A 26,966-nucleotide genomic window follows, 5' to 3' on the forward strand; every position below is an offset into this window, starting at 1 on the left:
GCGGTTGTCGTCTGCAGATTCGTACACTAAGGGCAATGCGATGTACGATATGCAAAAAGCCGATGCCACGCAAGTGGGATTGAGAGTGACGGACCGTTCGTTCTGATGGGTACTGGCAATGGTTCTTCTGGATGGCGGCAGGCCCTTCGTTACGTATGGAGCTCACCAGTCTTGTTGCTTTCTCTCGCTTCGCTATTCTGGGCGCTGAACCCCATCGTGGGCCGGGCGGCGCGCGACTTGCTTTCTCCTCTGGCGCTGGCCTTTTGGCGTTGGGTGGTCGCGTTGCTATTCGTTCTGCCCTTTGCCTGGCGGCACGTCGTGGCCGATCGTCGGGTCCTGCGCGATTCCTGGCGCCTGCTGGCGGTGCTGGGCGTGTTCGGCGTGGGGGTGTTCGCCTTCATCGTTTACTGGAGCCTGCAACTCACCACAGCCACCAACAGCCTGCTGCTGCAATCGACCATGCCGATCATGACCTTGGTCATGCCGAGCATTCTGTTCGGGGAGCGGATCAGACCGCTGCTGGTTTCCAGTGCGGCGCTGTCTCTTACCGGAGTCGTCTGGATCGTGACCAGAGGGCAGCCTTTCGCGTTGCATCTTGGCGGACTCAACCATGGCGACTTGCTCGCCCTGACCGGGGTCTTCCTGTACTCGGCCTACGCGACGTTCTTGCGCAAGGTGCCCGCCATACACCACATCACTCTGCTCGCTGTGCTGTTCGCGGTCGGCATGGGAACGCTGGCTGTACCTTACCTGGTGAGCCTGGCCGATGGCGGGGTCGCCAAGCCACAAATTGAAGTGATTGGCGCGGTGCTCTATGTAGGCATCTTTCCTTCGCTGATTGCCTATGCCTTCTTCAACCGTGCGGTAATCCTGATCGGTTCAGTAAGAGTCGGCGTCTACATGAATCTCCCCACGGTGTTCGGTGTTTTCTTGGCGGTGCTGCTGTTGGGAGAGAGACTTGAAACCTATCACATGGTCGGAGCGGCCATTGTCTTGGCCGCGATATTCGTATCGCGCCGAGCAGCAGCAGGCCAGACGGAAAACAGGGGAGAGCGGAAACCATGAGTGATGAGACCGGGGCGATGGCCTACGATGGCGCAGTGCGGTGGGCTGCAAACCGCCCTGACCAATTCTGGCTCGAGGCCGCAAAGGCGATCGACTGGGTCGAAAATCCGCCGCGCGCCCACGACCAAAGCATGGGCTGGTTTCCCGAAGGCATCCTGAACACATGCCACAATTGCCTCGACCGGCATGTCCAGGCCGGACGCGGCGATGCGCTGGCGCTTGCCTATGACAGCCCGGTAACCGGAACCATCCGCCATTACACCTACCGCGAACTGCTGCATGAAACCGAACGTACGGCGGCGATGCTGGCGAGCCTCGGCGCGAAAAAAGGGGATCGGGTAATCCTCTACATGCCGATGATCCCCGAGACGGTTTTCGCGATGCTGGCTTGCGCGCGGCTCGGTGTGATCCATTCCGTTGTGTTCGGCGGGTTCGCCCCACCCGAACTGGCCAAGCGGATCGACGATGCCACCCCCAAACTGGTGCTCACCGCTTCGTGCGGAATCGAGGGCAGCCGCACCATTGCCTACAAGCCGTTGGTCGACGAAGCGCTGGTCCTTGCCGCCCACTCGGTCGAGCATGTCGTCCTGGTCCAGCGCGAACAGCTAACCGCGGACTTGATGCCCGTCCGAGACATTGACTGGCACGATCTGCGGCGGAGGACCGCCGATATGCCGGTGCCTCCATGCGTTCCTCTCGCCTCCGGCGATCCGCTCTACATCCTCTACACTTCGGGCACCACAGGAACTCCCAAGGGTGTGGTGCGCGACAATGGCGGACATGCCGTGGCCCTGTCGTGGTCGATGGCCAACATCTATGGCATCGGGGCAGGGGACACGTTCTGGGCTGCCTCGGACGTCGGTTGGGTGGTGGGGCATAGCTACATCGTCTATGCCCCGCTGCTGGTTGGGGCCACGACCGTCCTGTTCGAAGGCAAGCCTGTCGGCACACCCGATCCCGGCACGTTCTGGCGGACCATAGCGCGCCATAATGTCAAGAGTTTCTTCACTGCGCCGACCGCCATCCGGGCGATCCGCAAGGAAGATCCCGATGCCCGGTTCCTGAAGGAGATTGGCACCGGAGCGTGCCGCGCGGTGTTTCTGGCCGGAGAACGCGCGGACCCGGAAACGATCGCGTGGCTGGAGCGGTTAAGCGGTTTGCCGGTGATCGATCACTGGTGGCAGACCGAGCTTGGCTGGCCGGCCATCGCTTCATGCTTCGCGATGGGGGACCTGCGCCGCAAGCCTGGCAGCGCTGGCTTTCCGGTGCCCGGTTACCAGTTCGCCATCCTCGATGACGATGGACTTGCTCTGCCCGACGGGGCAAGCGGCAATGTCGTTATCGAAACCCCGCTGCCGCCCGGCACCTTCCGTTCGCTGTGGAACAACAACGCCACGTTTGTCCGAAATTTCGAGACGTTCCCTGGGTACTACGAAACCGGTGATGCAGGCTTTCGCGACAGTGAGGGCTTCATGCACATCATGGGACGAACCGACGACATCATCAACATCGCCGGTCATCGGCTGTCGACCGGACAGATGGAAGAGATCGTGTCGCGGCAACCAGGTGTCGCTGAATGCGCCGTCGTCGGTGCGGACGATAACCTCAAAGGTATGGTACCGATTGCTTTCGTCACCCCGCAAGCCGGCTATGCGACGGACAAGAGCCTTGTCGAGCGCTCAGTCCTTTCCGTGCGCAGCGAACTGGGGGCTATCGCGGCGCTGAAGGCAGTTCTGGTCGTTGAGCAATTGCCCAAGACCCGTTCTGGCAAGATCTTGCGTAGCCTGCTCCGTAAGATCGTGAACCGCGAACCCTTCGATATCCCCGCGACAATTGACGAGCCGGAAACGCCAGCCAAGCTTGCGGCGGTTTTTGCGGAAGAAGCGGGACTTAACGACCCTCATTCGCTGAAGCGGGTAAGTGATTGATCCGCATCATGAGCGTTTTGACCGATTAGAGGCAGCGTCAGAACGCTCTCGTAATGGTGTACGATCGGGTTTTGTTATGATCGTAGCCATCCGGTGAGGCTTGCGATTACCCATAAGTATTTGAGACGCTATGTTCGCGGTTGGTAGCTCGTCCCCGGCATGCAGTATCGAGGGTTGACCAAAGATCAGGTCCTATCCTCATGCATGGGAGACGAGCCATGGAATATTCTACGACATATGTAGCGATGGACACGCACAAAAAGACGATAGCGGTATCGGTCGCGGAGGCAGGTCGGCGCGGGGAGGTCCGCTACATCGGTGAGATATCCAGTGATCCTACAGCAGTGGCGAAGATGGTTGCCAAGCTGGCGGCACGTCATGCCCGTTTGTCATTCTGCTACGAGGCGGGGCCGTGCGGCTACGGCCTTCATCGCCAGATCACGCAGCTCGGCCACGAGTGCGTTGTCGTTGCTCCTTCACTCATTCCGACACGTCCCGGCGATCGGGTAAAGACCGATCGTCGCGACGCCACCGCTATTGCCGCGCTGTTTCGTTCCGCCGAACTGACCGCAGTGTAGGTGCTGGACGAAGCTCATGAGGCCATGCGGGACTTGTGCCGGGCCCGCCAGATGGCGATGCAGGGATTGCGCCGGACCCGCCAGCAGGTGCTGGGCTTTTTGCTGCGCCAAAGCCGGATATACAGCGCCGGCAATCACTGGACCGGAAAGCATCGCCGATGGCTGGCAGCCCAAGGCTTCGAACATCCTGCCCGCCAGATTGCTTTCGAGGAGATGGTCCAGGTCGTTGATGAAGCCGAGGCCCGCCGGGATCGGCTTGCCCGGCAGATGGAGGCATTGGTGCCGTCGTGGTCATTGGCGCCGGTCGTGACTGTTATCCAGGCCTTGCGTGGGATTGCCCTGATCGCGGCGATCACCATCGTGGCCGAGATTGGCGATTTCCACCGTTTCGCCAACCCCCGCCAGTTGATGGCCTACCTCGGCCTGGTGCCTTGCGAGCATTCTTCCGGCGCCAAAACCGCGCGTGGAAACATCACCAAGGCCGGGAATACTCGTGCGCGACGCATGCTGGTCGAGAGTGCCTGGACTTACAGACTCCCGGCGCGGATCGGAGAGACCATACTCAAACGCAATCAGGGGCTCGACCAGTCGATCCGCGATATCGCCTGGAAGGCGCAGGTCAGGCTCTGTGCTCGTCATCGCCGTATGACCCGCGCCGGCAAATCGGCAAACGTCGTCAACGTCGCCATCGCCCGCGAACTGGCCGCCTTCGTATGGGCCATAGCGACTAGCCTCAAACAACCAGTCTAATTAACCCGCAGCAGCAAAAGGAGCATCTGCACTAGCTGTCTGGTTGCGACACATCATTGGGACATGGTAAGTAGCGCCATCGCGGATCACGCGTGGCGCTTTGCCGCTTTTGCTGATGAGGTTTCGTGATGGTGCAAATACATCCACAAGCCCGGACCACTCCTGCTGTGAGGGCGGAAATTGCCCGTTCCACCGAGCGGACCAGTGTCGTGGCCAAGCGCTATGGCATCAGCGACGAGACGGTCCGCAAGTGGCGCAGACGCGGCGAGCAGGCGGTCCAGGATCGCTCAAGCCGTCCCACGCGCCTGGCTTGGCGCATGAACGAGGAAGAGCGTGCCATTATCTGCGCTGTGCGCAAGGCGACAGGCTTCGCCCTAGATGATCTCACCTTCGTGCTCCGGCACTTCCTGCCACACCTCAACCGCAACAGCATCTATCGGGTGCTCAAGGCCGAGGGGCTTAATCGACGACCGCCCAAGCCCGCGGCGCAGCCACGCAAAGGGCAAGGCCGCTTCCAGGATTATGACCTGGGCTTTGTCCACATCGACGTGAAACATCTGCCAAAGCTGCGCACTGCGGACGGCGAGATCCGCAAGCGCTTCCTTTATGTGGCCATCGATCGCTGCTCGCGGTTCGTCCATCTCGACGTCTACGACGCCGAAAATGCCGCCAACGCCATCACCTTCCTCAAGGCCGCCAGGAGAGCGTTCCCGTTCCGCATCACCCATGTCCTGACCGACCGGGGATCTTGCTTCACCGCTGACGATTTTGAACAAGCCTGCGCGAAGATGAGGATCAATCATCGCACGACGCGGCCCTATACACCCCAGACCAACGGCATGGTCGAACGCTTCAATGGCCGCATCGCCAGCGAGGTGCTCGGCATCAACGTCGCCGGCCATGCCGATCTCGAAATCCTGCTAACCGGCTTCAACCGTGCCTACAACCGGCGACGACAGCGCGTGCTCCAAGGCAGTTCACCACGCCAGATGGTAGAGAAACGCATCGGCTTGATGCCCTCGCTAGCCAATCCTCTTTACAACCCTAAGGCGCCGGACGATCTTATGGCTAAGGTCGACGACATCTTGTATTATGCCAATGATGTGTCGCAACCAGACAGCTAGGCCGTAGATCTGTAATTGCAGAGCGAGGCGGTGTGATCCCTTGAGGGTTTCATGGATCTGTCCGCACTAACCGGGCCGAGGCCTGGCCGTGCTGTATCGGGTCTCACAGAGCCGAACGTTGCATTGACTCGATGCGGGCTTGTTTACCCACTACGCAGCTTCGCAGATCGCTCGTCCCTGCGTTCCCTCGCGGAACACCGCCCTCGGATCAACTTTGACGCTTCACCGCTGGCAAACAGGTTCTACTCTACCTCATGCTTGGAACAAAGTGCCATCACGCAGCATGGCATGCATGATTACCGCGAGCCGGCGAGCAAGCGCGACACGGGCCTTCTTCAGGCCGCGGCGCTTGGCGATATTCAGAGCCCATGTTTTCAAGGCAAAGGTCTCGCGGCTGCGGGTGAGGATCGAGTTGGCCGCCTCGTAGAGCAGCTTGCGGACGGTCCCGTCGCCTTGCTTGGTGATCCGGCCTGTCCAGTCGAGTTCTCCCGATTGGTGGCGTCTGGGCACCAGGCCGAAGTAGGCGCCGGCATTGCGCGATTGTCGGAAGCGACCCGCTTCATCCACCGCGGCCGCGAATGCGGCGGATGTCTGCACGCCGACGCCGGGGATAGTCATGAGGATCTCGCAGGCCTGTGACTGGCTGGCGATAACACGCAGGCGACGGTCCATTTCCTTGATCTGCTCGACCAGTTCGGCGCGCACCGACAGCAAAGAGGCGATGGCATCGCCAAGGCCGGGGATATGCGCGGCCTGCTTGATCCGTTGGAGGAATGCCTTTCCCTGGCCAGCGCCGGGGCGATAGCCGAACGTGGCGCAAAGACCGCGGATCATGTTATCGAGACGGACACGGGCCTCGACCAGGTGGCCACGCGCGGAAATCACACTGCGGACGCCATGCGCTGCAGGAGATTTGACGTGCACCTCCTTGTAGAACCCCGTTCGAGCCAGTTGCGCGAGCCCGGCGGCATCGTGCGGGTCGGTCTTGTTCGCCTTCATTGCCTTCAGGCTCTGGTGCGCCTGCCGGGCGTCGATGCACACCACCAGGACGCCGAGTTCGCGCAGTCCAAGGCAGATCGCCGGCGACATGCGGCCGGTCTCGATCACCGCGCGTTCGATCGGGCCATTGCGTTCGAGCATCTCAGCCAGGGCCTCTGGCGAACTCTCGACCTTCTCCGACACGAGCTTCCGACCATTTTCATCAACGATGCAGACCTGCGTGGTTTCCATCGACAGGTCCAATCCGGCATAGTGCTTCATGGCTGCTTCCTTCCTTCAGGATTCGACAACCAGAAGTGTGCGCCTCCACCGGGGTCCGAGGAAGCAGCCGCAATTACACGATGACTCATAAGCACGGAGCCAGAGGCGCATTGAAGCGAGTTGCACCATGGCGAGGAAGTTGTCGGCGAGTTTATCATAGCGGGTTGCGACGCGACGGAAGTGCTTCAGCTTCGAGAAGAACCGTTCGATCAGGTTGCGCTCGCGGTAGAGGCGCTTGCTGAAGCAGGGTTTCCATTTTCGATTGGATTTGGCCGGAATATTAGGCGTAGCTCCTTGCTCTTCGATCAGTGCGCGAATGCGGTCGGCATCGTAGGCTTTATCAGCGAGCACGATGGTGCGCGGCCCGAGATGGTCGAGCAGCGTGTCCGCGACCTGCCCGTCATGCGCCTGTCCCGCCGTTAGGCCAAGCCGGATCGGGAGCCCTTGCGCATCGACGACCGCGTGGATTTTGGTCGTAAGCCCGCCTCGGGAGCGACCGAGGCAATGATCTCGATCCCCCTTTTTGCCGTCGCGGCCTGCTGGTGGGCCCGAACAGAGGTGCTGTCGTGCGCAGCGGTGATGGCATCCATCATCCGGTCCCAGACGCCAGCCTTTCGCCATCGCACGAAGCGGTTATAGCAGATGGTGCGCCGCCCATAGCGCTCGGGAAGATCGCGCCACGGAGCACCGGATCGCAGCACCCAGAAAATGCCGTTCAGGACGCGTCGGTCGTCAACACGCGGAACGCCTCTGGGCTTGTTGGGCAGCAGCGGCTCGATCACGCGCCACTCAAAATCGGTTAGGTCATATCGGCTCATGCCGCCGCTGAATCACAAGTCGAAGCGAGACAAAACCCATTATGTGCTATCCGGCGTGTATCCAGGTCAAAGGCAGTGTTGAAATGAGCGAGTGGCGAGATGTTCACGTTGGCTTTGAGGGCGACGGTGTGAAAATCAGCGGCATTGCAGTCTGGCAGCAAAATTGGCGACGCACTGGGGAAGAAGCCATTCAACTCCCTCATCCAAGCTACCAGCATCAGCGCCATCGGTTCGATATTTACGAGGTCGGGCCTACAGATAGCCTAATCCGCTTCGCGGCTGGCGAACTCTCCAACGGTGTATGGGGCTTCTACATCCCAGCCTGAATCGCGTTTATGGGTTCACGACCTAACACACACTCTGCGCTGCTCATCAATGGAAGCGGCGGCACGGTAGGGCATTCCTCGATGTGATTCTGTGGCCGGTCAAAACCGACGCCCGACTTGAGACAGAGGCAGGCCCGAGACGAATACGCGGTCTTGCGGTATCCAACCCGCGCATCACAGTCTGATCAACCGTCGTCCAACGCCGCCGCTTCCTACCATGCGCAGCGCTACAAACCCTCGCCGCCATTGCGAGCGGAAATCGTGTCCCGAGGGGTTCTCTAATCGCCAAGGTCAAGTGTTGATTTCTCAGCGATCCATCCTGCGTGCCGGGCTCTTGGGTTCTCTCCGCGGTCACCGCGTCGGGTGCCGCATGTTTGCGTTCCAGTTCGGGGGATCGAAGTGGTGTGCGCGGTCATTGCCGCTAACCCGGGAGCGATCTCACCCTCGCCGCGCGTCCCGGCTGGACGCATTCCGTTGTGCTGATGAGCAGTGTCGTTTCGGTTGCGATCTATGCCATCGCTGGCTCCCGGAAGGGCGTGTTAGTGCGCCACATCGCATGCAATGTTACAGCAAGTTTCCGCGCCAGAGCCACCTTGGCTTTTCGGGTTCCTGTCCTTTCGGCGATAGCTTTGGACCAGTTGCGTAAGCGTGGGCCACCAAGGTCCCGACAGACGATCGCGTTCGCCGCCTCAAATAGGCATTTCCGCGTGAACCTATCTCCGCGTTTCGAGATGCGACCGTTCCGGCTACACCCACCGTGTCGCTATCGCGAACAGCCGTCTCGTCAGCATGGTCGATGCTACCGTCACCTTCCGTTGGCGCGACTATCGGCATGGCAATGCCCAAAAGCATATGGCTTTGACCGCAGACGAGTTTATCCGCCGGTTCCTGCTCCACACTCTGCCCGACCGCTTCCATCGCATCCGTCATTACGGTTTTCTTGCCAACGGATGTCGTCGTACCCTATAGCGCGACGATCTGGATGAGAGGCCTCTCATCCTGTTTGTCGCGCGGCAACTGCCGCCAAGGCCTTCTCGGCGGTGCGGCGTGGCTCCAGGAGGCTTGGGAAGTAACTGCCTTTTCGAAGCTTCGGGATCGCCAGATCAATCCGGCCAGCTCGCGTATCCCAACCGCGCTCGCGGTAGCCGTTGCGGTGGTTCAGCCGTTCCGGGCTGCGTGATCCGCAAGGCACGCCCGTCTTAGCCTCGATCTCCAGATCCATCATGCGCTCTGCGGCGAATGCCAGCATCTCACCCACCAAATCGCTATCAGCCCCTTGCTCAATCAGCTCGACAAGGGCCATTCTGTCATCGGTCATCGTCTTCTCCAGGTTCGAGTTCGCATCCGAACCCTACCAGAAGATCGACGGTGGCCACCCTCTCAGGGAAACCTTCCTACACCACTTAACGTAATCGCCACACTCGACCTCCGCTTCGTTGCGGTAGGAGGACATTGCCGCTTCGGCGCTCGGCCGGAGTCGAACGTGGAGGACATTGCCGCTCTCGATGGCAAAATTCAGGCCGTAGCCAAACAGCATGGTACGGTACGTCTTTTGATGACAGCACCGGGAGTCGGACCGATCACCGCGATGGCGGTAACTGCAGCGTTCGACGACGCCGAACGCTTCAACCGATCTTCCAGCGCGGGCGCTTATCTCGGTCTGACGCCAAGGCGCTACGAATCTGGCGAAATCAGCCGGAACGGGCGCATCTCGAAAAGCGGTGACAGGTTCGCTCGGAAATGCCTGTACGAAGCGGCGAATGCGATCTTGTCTCGAAAGCTTGGCGGCCCTCGCCTGCGTGAGTGGGCACAGGCGATCGCCGGCCGAACCGGGCCTCGCAAAGCGAAAGTCGCGCTGGCCAGGAAGCTGGCGGTAACATTGCACGCAATGTGGTGTACCAATACGGCCTTCCGGGAGGCCGCTATGGCCTGACCTAAATCCGAAACAATACGCTGAACTCAAGCGCGACAGAACGCGTCCTCCTGGGACGCTTAGCGAGGGTGAAATCGTTCCCGCGAGTGCGGCACGGACCGCGCACACCACTTAGATTCACCCTACTTTGAACGCTAACATGCGGCGTCCAGCGCGACGACCGCGGAGAGAACCCTGGAGCCCACCACGCGCGTGACGAACCGCATAAGAGATCAGCTGTTGACAGTGGCGATTAGGGAACCTCGCGGGACACGACCCACCCTAATCAACGAATAACCACATGATTATGAGTAATGGATACTGGGACGGTTGCGCCTGAGCGAACGTTTTGATAAATCATCAGGGCTTCATGACATCTGCGAAGGTTTCCCGTTGGGAGATTTATCGCGTGCCCAAGGTTAACTTTCGCCTCGACGAGTCGCTGCACTCAACATTGATGCGACGCGCGCGTGGCGCGAACCTCTCTCTGTCAGGATTTATCCGTCAGGCGCTGGAACAGGCGGTCGACGAGCGCAAGCGCTACGTCTTCTCCTCGCAAGATGAAATCCTCGCCACCTCCATCCAGATACTCTCGATCCTGGCGACCTCCGTGGGCCAGCAGTCGCCGAAGGCCCTCGAACAAGGCATGGCCCAGGCGCGATCCATACTTCTGGAGCGCGGCCTCCTCGGGGAGGCGGATCGCCCATGAGCATTTTCCGGAACGATACGCTGGGATCGTGGACGCGGGGCGGGCAAGCGATCGTCCACAATGTCCGCATGACCACTCAGGTCTTCTACCAGACCATGCTGGCCGGGTTGATCATCTGGATCATCGGCACGCTTTGGTATGCCTTCGAAAAATCGACGGAATATGAGCGCTTCGTGCTGGTCAAGCTCGCGGAGGCGATGATCAAGGTCGACGCAGCGGGCGGCCCCAACGATCCGGTCCAGTTTCGCACGCCGACAGGCCAATCCTACTGGACGTCCGCGGACTGGTTGGCCGCTTCGACCCTGGCAAAGAAGACGCTGCACCAGTTCGAGATCTATCTTCTGCACGGCGCTCTTCTATCCGGGCTCTTCACCCTCGCCATGCTCGGATGGGCCTGGTTCTACTTCACGCGGACGGGCAGGGGCCTTGGCTCCAACGAATATCTGCGCGGCGCCCGCTTCGGTACCATCAGGCAAGTGAAGCGCGCACTCTGGCGGCAAGGCAAGGGACCGTTGATCGTAGGCAATGTCCCGGTCCCGGAAGCCTTCGAACCCGAACATATCCTTCTGTGCGGGGCGCCGGGGACAGGCAAGACCAACCTCATCAACGGCATGCTCGATGGCATTCGCAAGTCGGGAAGGCGAGCGATCGTCTATGACACGGCGGGTACTTTCGTCGAGAAATTCTATCGCCAAGGCACGGACATGCTGCTCAATCCGCTCGACCAGCGCACGGCGCGCTGGTCGCCCTGGGTCGATGTGCCGCGCGACTATCATTATGATCAGATCGCCGAGTCGACGATCCCCGACAAGCATGGCGATCCATTCTGGGCCAAGGCCGCGCGAGGCACCCTAGTCGCGGTCATGCGCAAGGTCGCGCGGCAGAAGCACACCTATGTCTCGGTGCTGCTCGACCGGCTGCTACGCTCCAAACTCAAGGATCTCGCCGCTTTCGTGTCCGGGACGGATGCAGCAGCCTTTATCAGCACCGAAGGTGAAAGGACGTCGGCAGGCATTCAAGCGGAACTCGCGTCGGTCATGCGCAGCTTCGGGTATCTCGACGATACCGAAGATGGCTTTTCGATCCGCGACTGGGTGGAGAAGGGGCAGGAAGGGAGCTGGCTCTTCATCACCGTCAAGGCAGATCAGTTGCCGTCGTTGCGGCCCCTGATCACCGTCTGGCTCGATATCGCGATCAGCGCGATCATGAGCCTCACGCCCGACCGCGATCGCCGCCTCTATTGCGTGATCGACGAGCTGCCGACGCTCCAGAAGCTGCCGTCACTGTCCGACTTCCTTGCCCGGGCCCGCAAATATGGCGGCTGCGGCATATTGGGGTTCCAGTCCTATCCCCAGCTTGAAGCCACTTACGGCATTCAGGATGCCGCTGCCATCACCGGCTACTGTTCCACATGGGTAGCGTTACGGGCCAACGATACCGCGACGGCCAAACATGTGTCGGAGAATCTGGGTCAGGTCGAGCAGGTCGAGGCCAATGAGGGCATGTCCTATGGCGTCAACGACATGCGTGATGGCGTCAACCTCTCGCGGATGCAGGTGACGCGGCCGCTGGTGATGCCGACCGAAGTCACCAACCTGCCCAACCTGGTCGGATTTCTGCGCTTCGGCCGCAATCTGCCGGTTGTCCGCTTCGACAGCCGTTTCAACGAAATTCCTTCACTCGGCCCCGCCTTTCTCGAGCGTACGGAGTCCCCCATTCAGATCGATAAGGCGAAGAAGCTCGTCCGGATCGCTCACGCCGAAGCGCGCGTCCGAGAGGTGATCGAGCGGGAAGCGGCGCAAACACCGCCGCCGCCCGCGAAACCGCCGGCCAGTTCCCCAGACGAGCCGCCGAGCGGTGAACAACCGCCGCAATCTCCGCCGCAGCAACGGGACCTGTTCCAGCCGCCTGAGCCGCACGTCGATGCGCAGCGGGTTGAAGACATCCTGTTGAACGAGGAGGACGCTGACCTTCCGGTTCCGCCCCGGCTCGCCTGGACGATCCTGGCGGGCAAGCAGGGCGAAATCCGCTCCGACCTGGTGCAACATGAGCGGGACGATGGTCCGCGCGAACCGTCGCGACCGGCATGATCCAGCCGCAACGTCTCCACGGCAAGCCCGCCAATATCGCCCGATATTATACGGTTGGCGACTATTATACCAAGGGCGGCAACGAGCCGTCCGAATGGGGTGGCAAACTTGCTGCCGACCTCGGCCTTTCCGGTCCCGTCGACGCCAGGCAGTTTCGTGACCTGCTTGCCGGCAAAGTCGGCGATCAGCAACTGGGGCGACACCGCACTGACGGGCAAATTCAGCATCATCCCGGCTGGGACTTTGCCGTCAATGCCCCGAAATCCGTATCCATCATGGCGCTGGTGGCAGGGGATGAGCGAGTGCTCGCCGCGCATGAACATGCTGTCACAGCTGCCATCACCTATCTGGAGGAACAGGCACAACTTCGCCGCCGCGAGGAAGGCAAGATCGTTCATGAGACCACGGGGCGCATTCTCGTCACGCGCTTCACCGAGCATGGCAGCCGGGAACTCGACCCGCACCTCCATACCCATCTGGTCGTTCTCAACATGACCAATCGCCAGGATGGCGACCCGATGGCGAGCCTGGAAAGTCGCGTCATGTATGGTGAGCAGCGCGTCGCCGGGCAGATCTATCGCAATGCGCTCGCCTTCAGCCTCCGCGAGGCTGGTTATGAGGTCGAGTTCGATCCTCGCACTGGCTTATTCGAGATACGGGGCGTGCCCAAGGAGCTCATCGAGCGCTTCTCGCAGCGCGCAGAGGCGATCGAGGAGCATGCCCGGGAACATGGCCTGGTCGGCCAAAAGGCCCAGCGCGCCTCCTTCTATGCCACCCGCAAGGCCAAGGTGAAGATCGGCGCGCAAGAACTTACTGTACAATGGCATGAACGGACTGGCGACCAACTCGACACGCTTGATAAAATCGCTGCCGTTGCACGCGAACGGGAGGGGCAACATTCTCCCCCTACCGAACGCACGGCTTCACGCGCTGCCCTTTTCGGCCTGCGGCAACTCGAAACCGCCGAAGCCGTCAACAATCTCGGCGATATCCTGCGCACGGGGCTCGCAGCCCATGTCGGGGAAATGCGGCTGGAGGATCTGCGTCCTCGGGTCGCGATGCATGAACTCATGCGAAAACTGCTGCCGACCCACGAGCAAACGGGCGACAGGGTACTCACGCATGGACGCACCACCCGCAAGTCATGGCGGCTGGAACTGGCGCTTACCCAACATATTGCACTTGGCCTCGACGACGCCCGGCCGATCGCGTCGGGCGACCGGCTCTTGGCCGTGCTGGAAAAGACGACACTCAATGCGGAGCAGCAGCGGGCCCTGGTCGAGACCGCTATGTCACGGGATCGCGTCACCGGAATCCACGGCGTTGCCGGTTCGGGCAAATCGACACTGGTGCGGGTATTGGGCGAAGCGGCGGAACCAGGAACGACGCTGATAGCATTGGCGCCCACATCATCGGCGGCTGCGGAACTGGGGCAAAAGGCCAGTATCGAGGCGCACACGGTCGCCAGCTTTGTAGCGCGTGGCGGCCATGGCATAACGGATCGCCATGTGCTCGTGCTCGACGAGGCCGGTCAGCTTGGCAACCGTCAGGCTAGAAGGCTGCTCGAGATCAGCCGGATAACCGGAGCAAGGCTCCTGTTCCTTGGTGACGAGAAGCAGACCGGCGCCATCGAACAAGGCAAGCCCTTCTGGCTGATGCGCCGGCTGGGATTGCCGGTGGTGGAACTGACCGAGGCGGTTCGCCAGGAAACCCGTACGATCAAAGAAGCGGTCGCTCAGGCGAGGGCCGGCAATTTCGAGCAGTCGCTCAAGAATCTCGACAGCGTGACGACCGTCACCGACAATGAGGCCATGGCCGCGATGGTGGTCAACGCCTGGGTGAGGCTCAAGCCCGACTCCCGTGCGGGCACCAACATCCTCGTGCTCGACAACGCCACGCGCCTCATCGTCAACAGCAAGATCCGCGAAGCGCTCAGGAACGAGAATGGGTTGGCAGCCGAAGACAGCAGGCTCTCGATCCTTGCCCCGGCAGGCTTCACCGATATCGAAAAACATATGGGCCGCTTCTACGGAGCAGGGCAGGTGGTGCGCTTCGACCGCGACATCGCTGGTCTCGGCGTTGCCCGGCACACGGACTATCGCGTCGTAGGGCTCGGACGGGAGCCCAACGGCCGGCAGGTCGTGCGCCTTGTCGATGAACAGGGTCGCATCATCCGCTGGGATCCGCAGACGACACGGGCCCGGCACATCAATGTCTTCAACCCCGAAGAGCGTGATCTGGCCGAGGGGGATCGTATCCAGTGGCGACTGGTCAATCGCGATCTCGATCTGCGCAACGCCGAGCGCGGCACGGTCGAAAAGCTGGACGGCGACCTCGCCACCATACGATGGGACCGGGACGGCCGTGTACAGCAGGTCAACCTGACAGAGCACAAGACCTGGGACCATGGCTATGCCGAGACGGTATATTCCTCCCAGTCGAAGACCTATCCGCGGGTCTTCCTGCTGGCGCCCGTGGACTCGCCGCTGGTTAGTGCCCAGAACTTCTACACTGCCATTACGCGCGCCAAGTACGGCGTCAGGCTCTGGACGAACAACGTCAAGGAACTTGTCGCCAAGCTGGAGCGACAGTCGGGTGAGAAGACCTCCTCCACCGAGGGCCTTGGACGCATGGACCAGGACCGCGTCGGCCCGTTCACGAACCGGCAGCGCGCGCGCCTGGCAACGCTGAAGGCCGAACAGGAAAAGGACCGGGCGTCGCGTGGAGATCGCGCCCTTGAAAGGCAATTGTCTCACCGGGATCGCGGACCGCAAGGGACAGCAGAGTATATCGCGGAAGGCGCCCGAAGCGTCGCGCAGGTCCTCTACCGGTTTCTCGAGGGTATTCTCGATCGTGCTCGCACCCGGATCGAGCCCCCGGCGACGCATGCTGAACGGCAGTCGCCATCCCCCGCACCTCAACCCGAACCCTCCCACGGTCCCGAACGATAGAGGCTCGTCCCATGCTCCTCATCCTGCTCGCTGTCGCGTTGATGCTCCTGGCCCTTGTCCTGCACCGCTTTCACGTGCCCTTGCGGCATCGCTGGCGTCGCAGGCAGGCAAGGTTCATGGTGCAGCAACTGCGCCGCCGTGATCGCCTGCAACCGCCCCAGCTCCTCTACGCCCGGCTAAGAAGCATGGATCCGCTCGCCTTTGAGGAATTGCTGCTCGAAAGTTTGGAGCGTCGTGGTTTCAGGGTCATCAGAAACCATCGCTACACTGGCGATGGCGGCATTGATGGAAAGGTGATGATCGACGGCGCTCTGTGGCTCATCCAGGCCAAGCGCTATGCAACGGCCATCCGGCCCGAACATGTCAGCGCCTTCAATGCGCTGTGCCGGGCCAGCAACTGTCGCGGCCTTTTCATCCATACCGGCCGAACAGGGCCGCAGAGCCGAGAATCCATCGGTAACAGCAGCCACGTCGAGATCCTATCCGGGCGGAGGCTGCTTGCCCTGGTGACAGGCGGCCCGATAGCAGTGGCTGAAGTACCAGGCCGTGCCGTGCTTCCCGCGAAATCTCATCGAGCCACGCCGTGGCGGGCACGGTGATGTGGCGCCTTCTCTCGAGCACGACATGGGCAGTCACTGCCTTGCTGGCAGCATCGCCGGAACGGGCCATGGCCGCGCCCGAAAAAGTGCAGGAGGAACAGCGTATAGCTACCTGCATCCGTCACGCGTCGATGGGTCATGCGTGGCTGGAGAAGACGCTTTGGGGCCTGCGAGACCAGGAAGCAGGCTGGATCGGAGCTGAAGTCCGCAATAGCAATGGCTCGCATGATCTTGGCCCCTTGCAGATCAACAGCTGGTGGGTGCCGCGCATCGCCGCGCAAGTCGGGCACTCCGAATTGCAGGTACGACATTGGCTGCGCTTCGATCCCTGCTTCAACGCCGAAGCTGCGCGATGGATCTTTCTCTCCGGCCTACGAGCGGCGAAAGATTACTGGGCGGCAATTGGCCTTTATCACAGTCCGACTACTTGGCGGCAGCGCAGATATTCAGGTTCGGTCGCACGTCGGATGAAAATTCGCTTTGGCGAGAGCGTCTTTCACGAGCCGATGCGGACACATAATTAACGCTGGAAACATTGGCCAGCTACATCGCTGCGAGCGTGAAGGAATAGCTATAGTAGTGGGCTGCGGCGCCCGAGGGTGCCATGTCGCGGTGGCGCACGAGCAGAAGATAGCGACCGGCATCCGGCGAGGTAACGGTGAACTTGCCCGACGCATTGGTGTGGAGGTCGGCCGCCACTTTCTTTCCATCATAGAACCCGGCTTCCTGGAACAACCTCACGTCGGCGTTGGCCAGCCCCTTGCCGCTGTACAGGACCTTAATCGTGAAGGGCTGCGCTGTAGTGATCGATGTCGCGTTGCAAAGCGGATCGAATTTTGAACGCTGTGCCCCGCATATTTTAAGGCAGCAGCGCCGGCATCCTCCAGCCGTTCACCCTAGCGCCATGGCCCACTCCGGTTGCGAGGCACAAACAAGGACGGTTAAGCGGACTTCTACAATTTATTCAGATTGCGACTTCTAGAGAATGGCGACGTCGGCAGTTGTAGTTCCCCGCAAACACCGCTGCCGACATTGGAGACGAACTCGAGTATCGGTCCCGGTTTAATCCCTCCCCCGCAACCATACACAAACACACACACACACCAACAGGCCCCGATACCCCGCGGCGGGCCTCTCGCCGCTTGGGGGAGGGTCACCGTTCCGTCTGCGGCGCGACGTCGCGCCGGTCTGCGCGAACGGACTTCAGAGTCCCGTTGGCAACGCCGGTTCGGAAGTGGGGGCGGGGGCTGACAGGCGCGCGATCTCCTCGGTCACGATGGCGATGCGCGCGCGGATCGAAGGGTGCGTCAGGCCGAACCGCAGCATGCCGCCGCGGCGCAGGACCTCGAAGAGTCGCAGGCTCCCGGCCGGATCGTAGCCGGCATCGTGGGCGAGGCCGATCGCAAGCCGGTCCGCATCGGCTTCCTCTCGGCGCGCCGGTCCCGCACCGAAGCCGAACGCGGCGAAAGGGCGCTCGGGCCCGCTCGTATGTCCCAGCACCAGGTGCGCGAGCTCGTGCGCCATGGCGAAGGCGAGGGCATCGTCGTCGGCGCGCTGCGCCAGCGCCTCCGTTACCGCGAGGTAGCGGCCATCGGTCCAGGCGTCGAGCGAGCGCCCCGCCACGAGCGTGAACCCCACGGCGCAGCCCGGCCTCCGTTCTACGATGACGTCGCTCTCGTGGTTCGCCCGCAGGACGCGCAACTGCGCCGGCCGATCCTGAAGCGTCGCCGCGAGCAATGCCGTGAACGCCTCGGTCCTGGCGAAGGTGCCGTCGCCCGTCACGAGGCCCCGGCGGTAGGCGCGCATGTCCTGACCCTCGAGCGCGACGATCTCGTCTCCCGGCCGCAAACCAGCCGCGTCCGCCGGGCTGCCGGCAACGCGGTCGCGCAACCCGAAGCCCCAGCCCAGCCCGCCCAATTCGCCGCGCATGCGCTCGTCGTAAGCGGCGCGGTCGTGCAAGACGAGGCCCGTGAGCATCGTGCGCTCGGGGCAGCGATCGGCGGCGGCGAGCGCGAGGCGGTAGCCGATGGTCGCCACCCGCAGAGTCGCCGACGCCGGCTCCGCCGCGGCCATGGATCGGGGCGTGGGTGCAGCCGGCGAGGCCGGGGTGCCCGACGCACCGGTCGCCACCAAGGCCAGCGCCAGAGCCGCGCCGGCGCGGGCAGCGCGGCCGACGGTGGAAGGTCGCCTTTGCGCAACCCCTTGAAGATCAATCATCGCATGCGGTCTCGCTGCCAGTTGTGGCGCCCGGACTACTTGGCTACGTCGATCCGGACATGGCGGATTTCAGACAAAAGACGGGACGGGGCAAGTCGGCAAAAGGGACGGGTTCGCAGATCCTGGCCCGGTGGACGCGCGGTGACCGGCCGGCGCTGATCTTCGTCGGCGCATCCTTGCTGCTGGGCGGGGCGGGCACGGCCTATCCGCTGCTGTCCTGGATACTCTTCCTCTTGGCGCTGTCGGCGATCGCCCTCGTGCTCTCGCGCCATCCGTGGTCGCGTCTGCCCGGGGTGGCCCGGTCCGGGCTCTGGCTGGCCGGAAGCTTCTGGCTGCTCGTGCTGGCGCAAGCGGTTCCGCTTCCGCAAGGCCTCTGGGCGAACCTGCCCGGCCACGCCGTGGCCGCAAGCGTGGTGCAAGCGGCGGGACTGGCGCCCTGGCGGGCCTGGAGCCTTGCCCCGGGCCGGACGCTCGAGTCGCTCCTCGACGTGCTGCCGTCGCTCGCCGCGCTGCTGCTCCTGGCAGTGGCTTCGTCGCGGCGGCGGATCTCCGTGCTGCGGTTGATCGTGGCCGTGGGAGCGTTCAATGCGCTTCTGGGCGTGACGCAATTCGGTGCCGGTGCCGACACCGCGCCGATCTTCTACGGCACGACGCATCGCGGAGTGGCCGTGGGGCTGTTCGTGAACCGCAATCACACCGCGGTGTTCCTGATGATCGCCATGCTGCTCGCGGTGCTGCCGGGCGTGGTGCGCCTCGCCGGCCGCGACGACGGTGCGGCAGTGCAGGCGGCGCGCGCGTGCCTTGTCGGCCTCATGGCGGTGGGCGTGCTTGCCACGCTGTCGCGCTCGGGCGTGTTCATGCTGCCGATCGCCCTGGTCGGGGCGTTCCTGCTGGCACGGACGCGCCAGCTGCGCGTGCGGGACCTGGTTCTCACCGGCGTGGGCGCGGCAGCGGTCATGACTGTGCTGGCGCAGACCCCCCTCGCAGGGGTCCTGCGGCAGCGCTACGTGTCGGCGGCGGACGACGCCCGTCTCGATTACTGGGCCAACACCTGGCTGGCGGCGCGCGAAGCCCTCCCGCTGGGGACCGGGTTCGGCACCTTCCGCGAGGTCTACCAGACGGTCGAGCCGGTCAACCAGGTCAGCCCGCTCGTCGTCAACCGCGCGCACAACGATTTCCTCGAATGGCTGCTGGTGGGCGGTCTGCCGGCAGCCGTCTTGCTGGTCGCCACCATCGCGCTCGCCGCGTACTGGATCGCCCGGGCCCGCCGGGACGCCACCGACCGGCTTGAGCGGCGCACGCCGCTGGCGGTCGCTCTCGCCGGTGTCCTGATCGCCGGCTCCAGCCTGGTGGACTACCCGCTCCACGGCATGGCGATGAGCATGCTCGCGGGGGCCTTGCTCGGTCTCCTCGGTAGGCAGTCGCATTCCAAGGTGGCGCCCGCGGGGAACGCGGCCCCGACAGTGCCGCCCCGTTGGGTTCGGATGGGACGGATCGTGCTCGTGGCGCTGCTCGCCCTCTGGGCCAGCGCGGTGTGCTGGTCGGAGCATTGGCTGCGAGCCGACCGCCCCGATCTCGCCGTGCGATTCCAGCCCCTCCATGCGCGGGCCTGGTCGGCATGGTCCAGCGCGCTGCAGACCGCAGGCGACCCGGCGGCGGCCTCGCAGGCGGCGCGTCGGGCGCTGTCGCTGAGCCCTCTCGATGCGCGCGCCTTGCGCGTGGAAGGCGTTTCGCGGCTGCAGACGGGCGATGCGCAAGGGGCCGCGACGCTGCTGAGCGTGGGGGCGCAGTTGGGTTGGCGCGACGGAGTCACGCAGCTCTGGCTGGCGGAGCAGGGGCTCGCCGCCGGCGCCACCGGCTTTGCGGTCCAGCGCTTGGACGCCCTGCTGCGACAGCGGGTCGCGTTCGATACCGTCATCGCCGTCCTGCCGCCGCTGATCGCCCAGCCGGAGGGGCGGCATGCGCTGGCGGAACAGCTGGGGTACGATCCCGGCTGGCGGGCGACGTTCTTCAATACCGCCGCCCGCTCGCGGCACTACGCGCTGGGGGACCTCCTTGCGCTGCTGGGCGAGCTGCGCCGCGGGCCCAAGCCGCCGCAGCCGCATGAGACCGCCCTGGTGCGGGCCTACCTCGGCAAGGACGGGAGGTTCGCGGAGGCGCGCGAGGTCTGGCGCGCCAGCGGCGGGCGTGGCGCCATCGCCGACCCTGGCTTCGAGGAGCAGGAGAACTTCACGGTCGCGACCGGCCCCTACGTCTGGCAGGCCACGGGCATGTCCGGCGTCAGCGTTCGTCCCGAGCGCGCTTCGCCGCCGCTCTCGGGCCGGGCGGCCGCGATCTCGTCCAGCGGCGTCGCATCGGGTGCGGTGCTGGTGCAGACGCTGGCGCTGGATCCCGGCATGTACCGAATCGGTTTCTCGGTCCTCGCGCGCGAGCCGCGCGTCGCTCGCGGGATCGGGCTGAGACTGGTCTGCCTCGACCGTGCCGGCGCCGCGGTCGCAGCGCTGGGGGCAGAGGGCCCCCAAGGTGCCCTGCCGCTCGCGTGGCAAGCGGGCGCGGACGACCTGCTCTCGGCCTCGGCGCGGGTGGCGGTACCGCCGGACTGCGCCGGGCAGCGGCTCGAGATCACGATCTCCGCTCAGGACAGTGGCCCCTACTCCCTGTGGATCGACGATGCCACGGTGGCGGCGTTGAATGGATCATGATTTCGAATTTCGGACTTTTTGAGAGACATTGGCAAAGTCACGGGGCATAGGTGGCACCATCGCTCGACGCGTGCTGACGGCGCACGGGCCAGGTTCAAGGGTTCTGGGGAATTGAACACCATGGTTCGTCCAAGTTGGTTGCTGGCTGCGAGCATGGTGGCGCTGACGGGCTGCACTCCGAGCTACGTGGGCCCGCAGGTCCGCACTGGGGAGGCGGCGCAGAACCTCATTCCGGCGGCCACTGCCGAGCAGGCTGCGCGGGAGTACGTGATCGGGCCGCTCGACACGCTGAACATCGCCGTCTTCAACGAGCCCGAGATCTCCGGAACCAGCGTCCCTGTGGACGCCGTGGGCAACGTCGCGCTGCCGCTGATCGGGCGCGTCCACGTCAGCGGGATGACCGCGACGGAGTTTTCCGAGCAGCTGGCGCAGCTCTATGACCGCTACTACGTCAATCCGCAGGTCACCGTCCTCGTCACCAGTTCGGTGTCGCAGCGCGTGACCGTGCAGGGCGACGTCATGGAGCCGGGCGTCTACGAGTTCCGCGGCACCTACACGCTGCTCGACGCGATCGCGCTCGCCAAGGGCGAGAGCCAGAACGCGCGGCTGCGCGAGGTCATCATCATCCGCCAGATCGACGGCAAGCGCATGGCCGCCGCCTTCGACCTGACGCGCATCCGCAGCGGCACCGATCCCGACCCCGCGGTCATGGGTCGCGACATCATCATCGTTGGGCATTCAAACTCCAAGCAGGCGTGGAACGACCTTCTCAAGGCCGCTCCGCTGCTCAACGTCTTCGCTCAGTTCTGATCCGGACAACCACGATGCGCCAAGCCAGCATGCCCAGCGGCCGCCCTTACGAACTCGAACCCGGCGATCTGGCGGACCCTGCGGACGAGCATCGCCTGCTCGTCGCCGACGAGCAGCGCCGGCGCACCTTCGATGTCCGCGTGATCTGGAGCGCGATCTACCGGCACCGCATCGCCGTCAGCATCATCCTGACCATCGCGCTGCTGGCCGGCATCGCCTCGATCGTGTTCATGCCGCGCATCTACCAGGCGACCGCCAGCGTCCAGATCGACCAGCAGACGGCCAAGGTTCTCGGCACCGAGGACATGGAGCCGATCGTGAGCGGGTCGGACGCGGAGCGGTTCCTCCAGACCCAGCTAGACATCCTCGAGAGCCGCGGCATGGCCAAGCAGGTGATCGACCGGCTCGGTCTCGACAAGAGCACGGCCTTCCTGGAAGACATCGGCATCACCAGCGTCGAGGACCTGACGCCTGCGGAGAAGCACGAACTGCTGCTGACCACGGTGCAGAAGAATCTCTCCGCCGACCTGCCGCTGAATTCCCGCGTCCTGAAGATCGCCTTCAGCACCCGCGATGCGGATCTGTCCGCGCGCGTGGCGAATGCCTATGCTGAGCAGTTCATCCAGGCGAACATCCAGCGCAAGTTCTCGACCGGGGACTACTCGCGCGATTTCCTGAAGAACCAGCTCGACAAGGCCAAGCAGCGCCTCGAAGCGTCCGAGCGCGATCTCATCAGCTATTCGCGCGCCGCCCGCCTCATCGACGCGAGCGCCGGAGCGGCCCAGGTGGGATCGCCCGAAGGTCCGCGTTCGCTGGTGACGGCGAACCTCGTCCAGCTCAACCAGGCCTACGCCCAGGCGAACGCGGCGCGGCTTGAGGCGGAGCAGCGCTGGGAGCAGGCCCGCGGGGTGCCCGTCACCAACCTTCCCGAAGTGCTCAGCAACCTGGCGATCCAGCAGCTCCTGCAGAAGCGTGCCGAGCTCAATGCGGACATGAGCCGAATGCAGCAGCACATGCGGTCCGACCATCCGACCGTACTGCAGGCGCAGGCGCAGATCGCGGAACTCGACAAGCGCGCCAATGCGCTGGCGGAGAACATCAGGGCCTCCATCCGCAACCAGTACCTCACCGCGCGCAAGCAGGAGCAGGCGATCGAACGCCAGCTCAACTCGCTCAAGACGGACACGCTGTCGGAGCAGGACCGCAGCGTCCACTACACGATCCTCAAGCGCGAGGTCGACACCAACCGCGAGATGTACGAGGGCCTGCTGGCCCGCTACAAGGAGCTGAGCGCCGAAGCGGGGGTGGCGAACAACAACATCACCATCGTCGATCGCGCCGACCCGCCGCTCAAGCCGTCCTCGCCGCGCAAGAAGCTGAACCTGGCCGCGGCGCTGGGCATCGGCTTCATCCTCGCGTTCCTCTATGTCTATGGACGCGAAAAGCTCGACGATGCCATCCGCGATCCGCGCGACGTGGAAACCAAGCTCCACCTGCCGCTGATCGGTATCGTCCCGGCCGTGGCCGATGGCGACATCCTGGAGGCGCTGCGTTCGCAGAAGTCGGCGATCAGCGAGGCCTACCACTCCATCCGCAGCGCGGTGGAGCTGTCCTCGAACCGCGGATTGCCCCACTCGCTCGTGGTGACCAGCAGTGCCATGGGCGAGGGCAAGTCGACCACCTCCTATGCGCTTGCCCGTGATTTCGCGCAGGTGGGACGGCGGGTGCTGCTCATCGATGCAGACATGCGGCGGCCGTCGCTGACGACCTTCTTCGGTGGCGCCAAGGATGCCCCCGGTCTCTCCAGCGTCCTCGCGCGCATGAACGACCACAACAGCGTGATCGTCCGTAGCGCGGAGCCCAACCTCTCGTACATGCCTGCCGGGCCGCTTCCGCCGGACCCGGCCAGCCTGTTCAGCGGCAACGCCCTGACCGACCTGCTCGACCAGCTTTCGGGCGAGTTCGACCTCGTCATCCTCGACGCGCCGCCGGTGATGGCCCTGGCCGACTCGGTGCAGATCGCCTCGATCGCGCAAGTCACGGTCTTCGTCGTCGAAGCGGGCAGTGCGCACTTCGGCCAGGCCCGCAACGCGGTCACCCGTCTCCTTCGCGCCCGGGCCGAGGTCATCGGCGGCATCGTGACGAAGTACGATCCCCGCGTCGCCGGTTACGACCAGACTTACGAGAGCTACACCACGCAATACGGCTGACGATGCCAGCCCGGGCCTGGCGTCTGGGCCGCGGCGTTCAGCGGCTGTCGGACCACAATCCGATCCGCGAAGCGCGCAGGTTTCGACGGGAGAGCATCGGGCCGTCACTCCTGCACAACCACCTTGGGACGAAAGCCGCTGGTGCGGCCATTCTCCCGGACCGTTAACGAGAAGTCCCGATCCGGCCGAGCTCCCGTCGCAAATAGGCCGAGACTTTCCGGCCTGAAAAAGCAATACTGCGATCAGATCGGTTTTACTTAGGGAGAACTGCATCCGATTTGGATCCAGTTTCCCGCTCGGCTAGGGTCGGGTCGAACGTCGGCTGCGGTGGGGGGCGAAGATGGCTTTGGAGACAAAGCACAATATTCTCTGGGTTCAGCTCTTGAGAGCGATGGCCGCCGAGTCGGTCGTCATCTTCCATACCAAGGTCATCTTGGCCCGCCCCGATTACGGCAGCGTCACGACGATCTCCGGCCTGGGGTCGACGGGGTGGCTGGGCGTCAACCTGTTCTTCGTCATCAGCGGCTTCATCATGATGCATGCGCACTCGCGCGATTTCGGGATGCGCGGACGGGTCCCTCATTACGCCTGGCGCCGCTTCACCCGCGTCTATCCGCTCTACTGGATCCTGCTGACCGCCTTCATCTCGGCGGCCGCGCTCGGCCTCGGGCGGGCCGACTTCAAGTGGGAGGCCATCCACCTCGCCAGCGCCTATTCGCTGCTGAGCCTGACCGACATGCCGGCCATGCCGCTCAAGGTGGCTTGGACGCTGCTGTTCGAGGTCAAGTTCTACATCGTCTTCGCGGCGCTGCTGTTCTCGCGGCGGATCGGATGGACGATCATTGGCGTGTGGGGCGCCGCCATCCTGCTGCGCAACATGTTCACGCCGCTCCCCGATTGGGGATACCTGGCGCCCGACTGGGGCATGCTGAGCATCTGGAACATCAACTTCCTGCTGGGCATGGGGTCCTGGTGGCTGCTGCGCCGCCTCGACGATCGCCATGCGCTGCCGGTCTTCGTAGCCGGCTTGCTGATGCTGGCCGTGACGTTGCAGTTCGTGGATCCGGATATGAACATTACGGTGTTGCGGCCGCCCGTGATGATCGCGCTCGGGGTGTGCTTCGCGCTCGTGATCGCCGGCGGTGCCCTGTGCGAGCGCCGCTTCCGCTGGCGTCCGCCGGCCTTCGCGCTGATGCTGGGGGATGCGTCCTATTCGATCTACCTCGTCCACTCCGCGGCGATCTCGCTGCTCGCCGGGCTGCACCACAAGTTCCTGCTGGGCACGGCGCCCGCGGAGGTCGTCGTCGCTGCCACCTTCCTCTTGGCCTCAGGCGCCGGCATCGCCTGCCACTTCCTGCTGGAGAAGCCTTTGCTGAACATGATCCGCAAGGTCGGGGCGCAGCGGGCCGTCCGCCGCGCACCGCCGGCGGTCCCGGGGGTCGGCCACGCATCTTGACCGAGAACTGATGCGGCCGGATCGGGCGCTCTCAGGTGTGAGGCGCCCGGGTCAGGCCAGCAGATGCCGGACCATCGGCGAGACCCCTTCGAGGTGCCACTTGACCGCGACGATCGCTGCGGTGGCACAGGCCGCATGGATGACGAACCGCGGGCCGAAACGCCGCGTCTCGCCATCCGCCGTGCCGATGTCCAGCGTCAGGGCGATCACCACGAAGGTGGCGATCTGCCAGCGCGTCTCGACCAGTTGGAACACGGCGCGCGCCGCCGCACCTGACAGCGCGAAGATCGCTGCCAGCGACAGAACTCGCCGGCGCTGTCCGATTTGCTGCATCGCAGCATGATAGGGACTTGTGCCGCTGCGCGCAATCTTGCCGCCTGGCCTCCGTCGAAGGATCAGGGGGTGCTGCCGATGATCCAGCGCTCGGCATTCGCGGGGGGGCGTGCGAGCGGCGCCGCGGGAGCGATCGCGGGCGGCTCTGGCGTGGCCGATCCGGACACGGCGGAAACGCTCGGATCGGCGGCGATGATCGGCCGCTCTGTCGCGGCTACGCGCTTCACCTCATCCGGGCTGGAGGGAATCAGGGTATTCGGGGCAGGAGACGGCAGGAGCGCGATCTCGGGCTCGGTGACCTGGACCCGGCTGGTGAAGCTGGCACCTTCCCCCGCCGCCCCGTTCCAGCGGTAGAAGATGTGTCGTCCCACCGTCGTCAGCTTCTGCAGGCCCTGCGCCCAATAGGGTACGACATAATCGGCGTGGTAATGCGTGGACCATCCCACCGGTGCGTAGACGGAACCGGCCAGGGCTGCCGCAGCGACCCCCTGCGCCTGCTGCCATCCTGCCACGCTCGGCTTGCGCTGGAGTGAGCCGTCGCAGGTGAACGAGAACTGGCAGCCCGTCCGGCGCTCCGAACCCTGGAACACCACGCCGCAGACGCTATGCGGGTATTCCGGATGGCGAACGCGGTTGAGCACCACCTGCGCGACGGCCCGCTGGCCGGCGATCGGCTCGTTGGCGGCCTCATAGTACACCGCAGCGGCCAGGCACTCGAGCGACTTCGAGAAGCTGGGAACCTGCGGCGACAGCGCGAATGGCACGGCAGGGCTGGAGGCGAAGGGATTGCCGGCGATCTTGGCGTTCCACATCTCGGCCTCCTGTGCCGAGAGCGCGCGCAGGGACTTGGGCGCGAAGGGTGCGTCGATGACGCGGGCCCGCGGTGCTGCCAGCCGGGTGGGCGAATCGTGCGCCGCGTTCGCGGCAGGCGGCGTGTCCCCGAACTCGATCGCGGCGATCTGGGGCGCTGCCAGCACGGACAAGACCAGCGCAGCACGGCTGTAGAGCACCATTCGCGCCTTGCGCCGCTTGCGGGGCGAAGGCGTGAGCCAGGGGAACTCGGCCAGAGCGCCGGGCCCGCTGGAAAACAGACTGGTCAAGTTGACGCGCACGCCACGCTCTCTAACC

At 63.8% G+C, this 26,966-nt stretch carries 19 protein-coding genes and 4 pseudogenes; 15 read left to right on the forward strand and 8 right to left on the reverse strand.

Going from position 1 to position 26,966, the window contains the following annotated elements:
* The first annotated feature begins 171 nt into the window (after positions 1 to 171).
* The 4 genes and pseudogenes from ACFFJC_RS12350 to ACFFJC_RS12365 all read left to right on the forward strand — a co-directional run bounded on the left by ACFFJC_RS12350 (position 172) and on the right by ACFFJC_RS12365 (position 5,445).
* Positions 172 to 1,065: a DMT family transporter gene (locus ACFFJC_RS12350; protein WP_230588528.1), complete on the forward strand. Its 894-nt coding sequence runs from the start codon at positions 172 to 174 to the stop codon at positions 1,063 to 1,065.
* Positions 1,062 to 2,993, forward strand: coding sequence for an AMP-binding protein (locus tag ACFFJC_RS12355; RefSeq protein ID WP_052076586.1), 1,932 nt, complete (start codon positions 1,062 to 1,064; stop codon positions 2,991 to 2,993). The genes ACFFJC_RS12350 and ACFFJC_RS12355 overlap by 4 nt, the downstream gene beginning before the upstream one ends.
* Before the next feature lie 218 nt (positions 2,994 to 3,211).
* Positions 3,212 to 4,321: pseudogene (locus ACFFJC_RS12360) on the forward strand (IS110 family RNA-guided transposase).
* Between the two features lie 128 nt (positions 4,322 to 4,449).
* Positions 4,450 to 5,445: an IS481 family transposase gene (locus ACFFJC_RS12365; RefSeq protein ID WP_188083124.1), complete on the forward strand. Its 996-nt coding sequence runs from the start codon at positions 4,450 to 4,452 to the stop codon at positions 5,443 to 5,445.
* Positions 5,446 to 5,697: 252 nt separating this feature from the next.
* On the opposite strand, the gene ACFFJC_RS12370 is transcribed toward ACFFJC_RS12365, so the two are convergent.
* The 3 genes and pseudogenes from ACFFJC_RS12370 to ACFFJC_RS12380 all read right to left on the reverse strand — a co-directional run bounded on the left by ACFFJC_RS12370 (position 5,698) and on the right by ACFFJC_RS12380 (position 7,750).
* Positions 5,698 to 6,705, reverse strand: coding sequence for an IS110 family RNA-guided transposase (locus tag ACFFJC_RS12370; protein ID WP_037508579.1), 1,008 nt, complete (start codon positions 6,703 to 6,705; stop codon positions 5,698 to 5,700).
* Between the two features lie 96 nt (positions 6,706 to 6,801).
* Positions 6,802 to 7,523: pseudogene (locus ACFFJC_RS12375) on the reverse strand (IS5 family transposase); the annotation flags it as partial.
* Positions 7,520 to 7,750, reverse strand: coding sequence for a hypothetical protein (locus tag ACFFJC_RS12380; protein WP_206046359.1), 231 nt, complete (start codon positions 7,748 to 7,750; stop codon positions 7,520 to 7,522). The gene ACFFJC_RS12380 and the pseudogene ACFFJC_RS12375, both read right to left, overlap by 4 nt.
* Positions 7,751 to 8,590: 840 nt before the next feature.
* On the opposite strand from ACFFJC_RS12380, the pseudogene ACFFJC_RS12385 reads away from it, so the two are divergent.
* Positions 8,591 to 8,806, forward strand: a pseudogene (locus ACFFJC_RS12385) (transposase); the annotation flags it as partial.
* 58 nt (positions 8,807 to 8,864) lie between these two features.
* Here ACFFJC_RS12385 and ACFFJC_RS12390 read toward each other — a convergent pair.
* A pseudogene (locus ACFFJC_RS12390) lies at positions 8,865 to 9,167 on the reverse strand (transposase); the annotation flags it as partial.
* A 165-nt stretch (positions 9,168 to 9,332) separates the two neighbouring features.
* Between ACFFJC_RS12390 and ACFFJC_RS12395 the strand changes: the two are divergent.
* The 6 genes from ACFFJC_RS12395 (at position 9,333) to ACFFJC_RS12420 (ending at position 16,634) form a co-directional block, all read left to right on the forward strand.
* Positions 9,333 to 9,782, forward strand: coding sequence for an IS110 family transposase (locus ACFFJC_RS12395; protein ID WP_052076585.1), 450 nt, complete (start codon positions 9,333 to 9,335; stop codon positions 9,780 to 9,782).
* A 349-nt stretch (positions 9,783 to 10,131) separates the two neighbouring features.
* Positions 10,132 to 10,470: a CopG family transcriptional regulator gene (locus ACFFJC_RS12400; RefSeq protein ID WP_223178292.1), complete on the forward strand. Its 339-nt coding sequence runs from the start codon at positions 10,132 to 10,134 to the stop codon at positions 10,468 to 10,470.
* The gene (locus ACFFJC_RS12405) at positions 10,467 to 12,560 is read left to right on the forward strand and encodes a type IV secretion system DNA-binding domain-containing protein (RefSeq protein WP_037508573.1); all 2,094 of its coding nucleotides are present in this window, start codon (positions 10,467 to 10,469) and stop codon (positions 12,558 to 12,560) included. Before ACFFJC_RS12400 ends, ACFFJC_RS12405 begins: the two co-directional genes overlap by 4 nt.
* On the forward strand, positions 12,557 to 15,511 hold the full coding sequence (gene mobF / locus ACFFJC_RS12410) for a MobF family relaxase (RefSeq protein WP_379487798.1): 2,955 nt from the start codon (positions 12,557 to 12,559) through the stop codon (positions 15,509 to 15,511). The genes ACFFJC_RS12405 and mobF overlap by 4 nt, the downstream gene beginning before the upstream one ends.
* An 11-nt stretch (positions 15,512 to 15,522) precedes the next feature.
* On the forward strand, positions 15,523 to 16,110 hold the full coding sequence (locus ACFFJC_RS12415) for a restriction endonuclease (RefSeq protein WP_052076584.1): 588 nt from the start codon (positions 15,523 to 15,525) through the stop codon (positions 16,108 to 16,110).
* A 68-nt stretch (positions 16,111 to 16,178) separates the two neighbouring features.
* Positions 16,179 to 16,634, forward strand: coding sequence for a lytic transglycosylase domain-containing protein (locus tag ACFFJC_RS12420; protein WP_230588527.1), 456 nt, complete (start codon positions 16,179 to 16,181; stop codon positions 16,632 to 16,634).
* 19 nt (positions 16,635 to 16,653) lie between these two features.
* On the opposite strand, the gene ACFFJC_RS12425 is transcribed toward ACFFJC_RS12420, so the two are convergent.
* Complete coding sequence (locus tag ACFFJC_RS12425; RefSeq protein ID WP_080726995.1) at positions 16,654 to 16,968, reverse strand: DUF4198 domain-containing protein; 315 nt, start codon at positions 16,966 to 16,968, stop codon at positions 16,654 to 16,656.
* A gap of 345 nt (positions 16,969 to 17,313) precedes the next feature.
* A complete protein-coding gene (locus tag ACFFJC_RS12430; RefSeq protein WP_379487799.1) occupies positions 17,314 to 18,240 on the reverse strand; it encodes a M48 family metalloprotease in 927 nt (308 codons plus the stop codon).
* Between the two features lie 110 nt (positions 18,241 to 18,350).
* Here ACFFJC_RS12430 and ACFFJC_RS12435 point away from each other — a divergent pair, with 110 nt between their 5' ends.
* The 4 genes from ACFFJC_RS12435 to ACFFJC_RS12450 all read left to right on the forward strand — a co-directional run bounded on the left by ACFFJC_RS12435 (position 18,351) and on the right by ACFFJC_RS12450 (position 25,505).
* Positions 18,351 to 21,029: an O-antigen ligase family protein gene (locus ACFFJC_RS12435; protein ID WP_379487800.1), complete on the forward strand. Its 2,679-nt coding sequence runs from the start codon at positions 18,351 to 18,353 to the stop codon at positions 21,027 to 21,029.
* A 120-nt stretch (positions 21,030 to 21,149) separates the two neighbouring features.
* Positions 21,150 to 21,839, forward strand: coding sequence for a polysaccharide biosynthesis/export family protein (locus ACFFJC_RS12440; protein WP_379487801.1), 690 nt, complete (start codon positions 21,150 to 21,152; stop codon positions 21,837 to 21,839).
* A 14-nt stretch (positions 21,840 to 21,853) separates the two neighbouring features.
* Entirely contained in the window at positions 21,854 to 24,049 is a 2,196-nt protein-coding gene (locus ACFFJC_RS12445; protein WP_379487802.1) for a GumC family protein, read from the forward strand.
* Positions 24,050 to 24,389: 340 nt separating this feature from the next.
* Entirely contained in the window at positions 24,390 to 25,505 is a 1,116-nt protein-coding gene (locus tag ACFFJC_RS12450) for an acyltransferase family protein (protein ID WP_379487803.1), read from the forward strand.
* Between the two features lie 51 nt (positions 25,506 to 25,556).
* Here ACFFJC_RS12450 and ACFFJC_RS12455 read toward each other — a convergent pair whose 3' ends face one another.
* On the reverse strand, positions 25,557 to 25,838 hold the full coding sequence (locus ACFFJC_RS12455) for a hypothetical protein (protein ID WP_379487804.1): 282 nt from the start codon (positions 25,836 to 25,838) through the stop codon (positions 25,557 to 25,559).
* A 62-nt stretch (positions 25,839 to 25,900) separates the two neighbouring features.
* Positions 25,901 to 26,950 (reverse strand): cell wall hydrolase, encoded by a 1,050-nt coding sequence (locus ACFFJC_RS12460; RefSeq protein ID WP_379487805.1) that lies wholly within the window; start codon positions 26,948 to 26,950, stop codon positions 25,901 to 25,903.
* Between the last annotated feature and the right edge of the window lie 16 nt (positions 26,951 to 26,966).

It is taken from the genome of Novosphingobium soli, from assembly GCF_042432915.1.
Classification (GTDB): Bacteria; Pseudomonadota; Alphaproteobacteria; order Sphingomonadales; family Sphingomonadaceae; genus Novosphingobium; species Novosphingobium soli.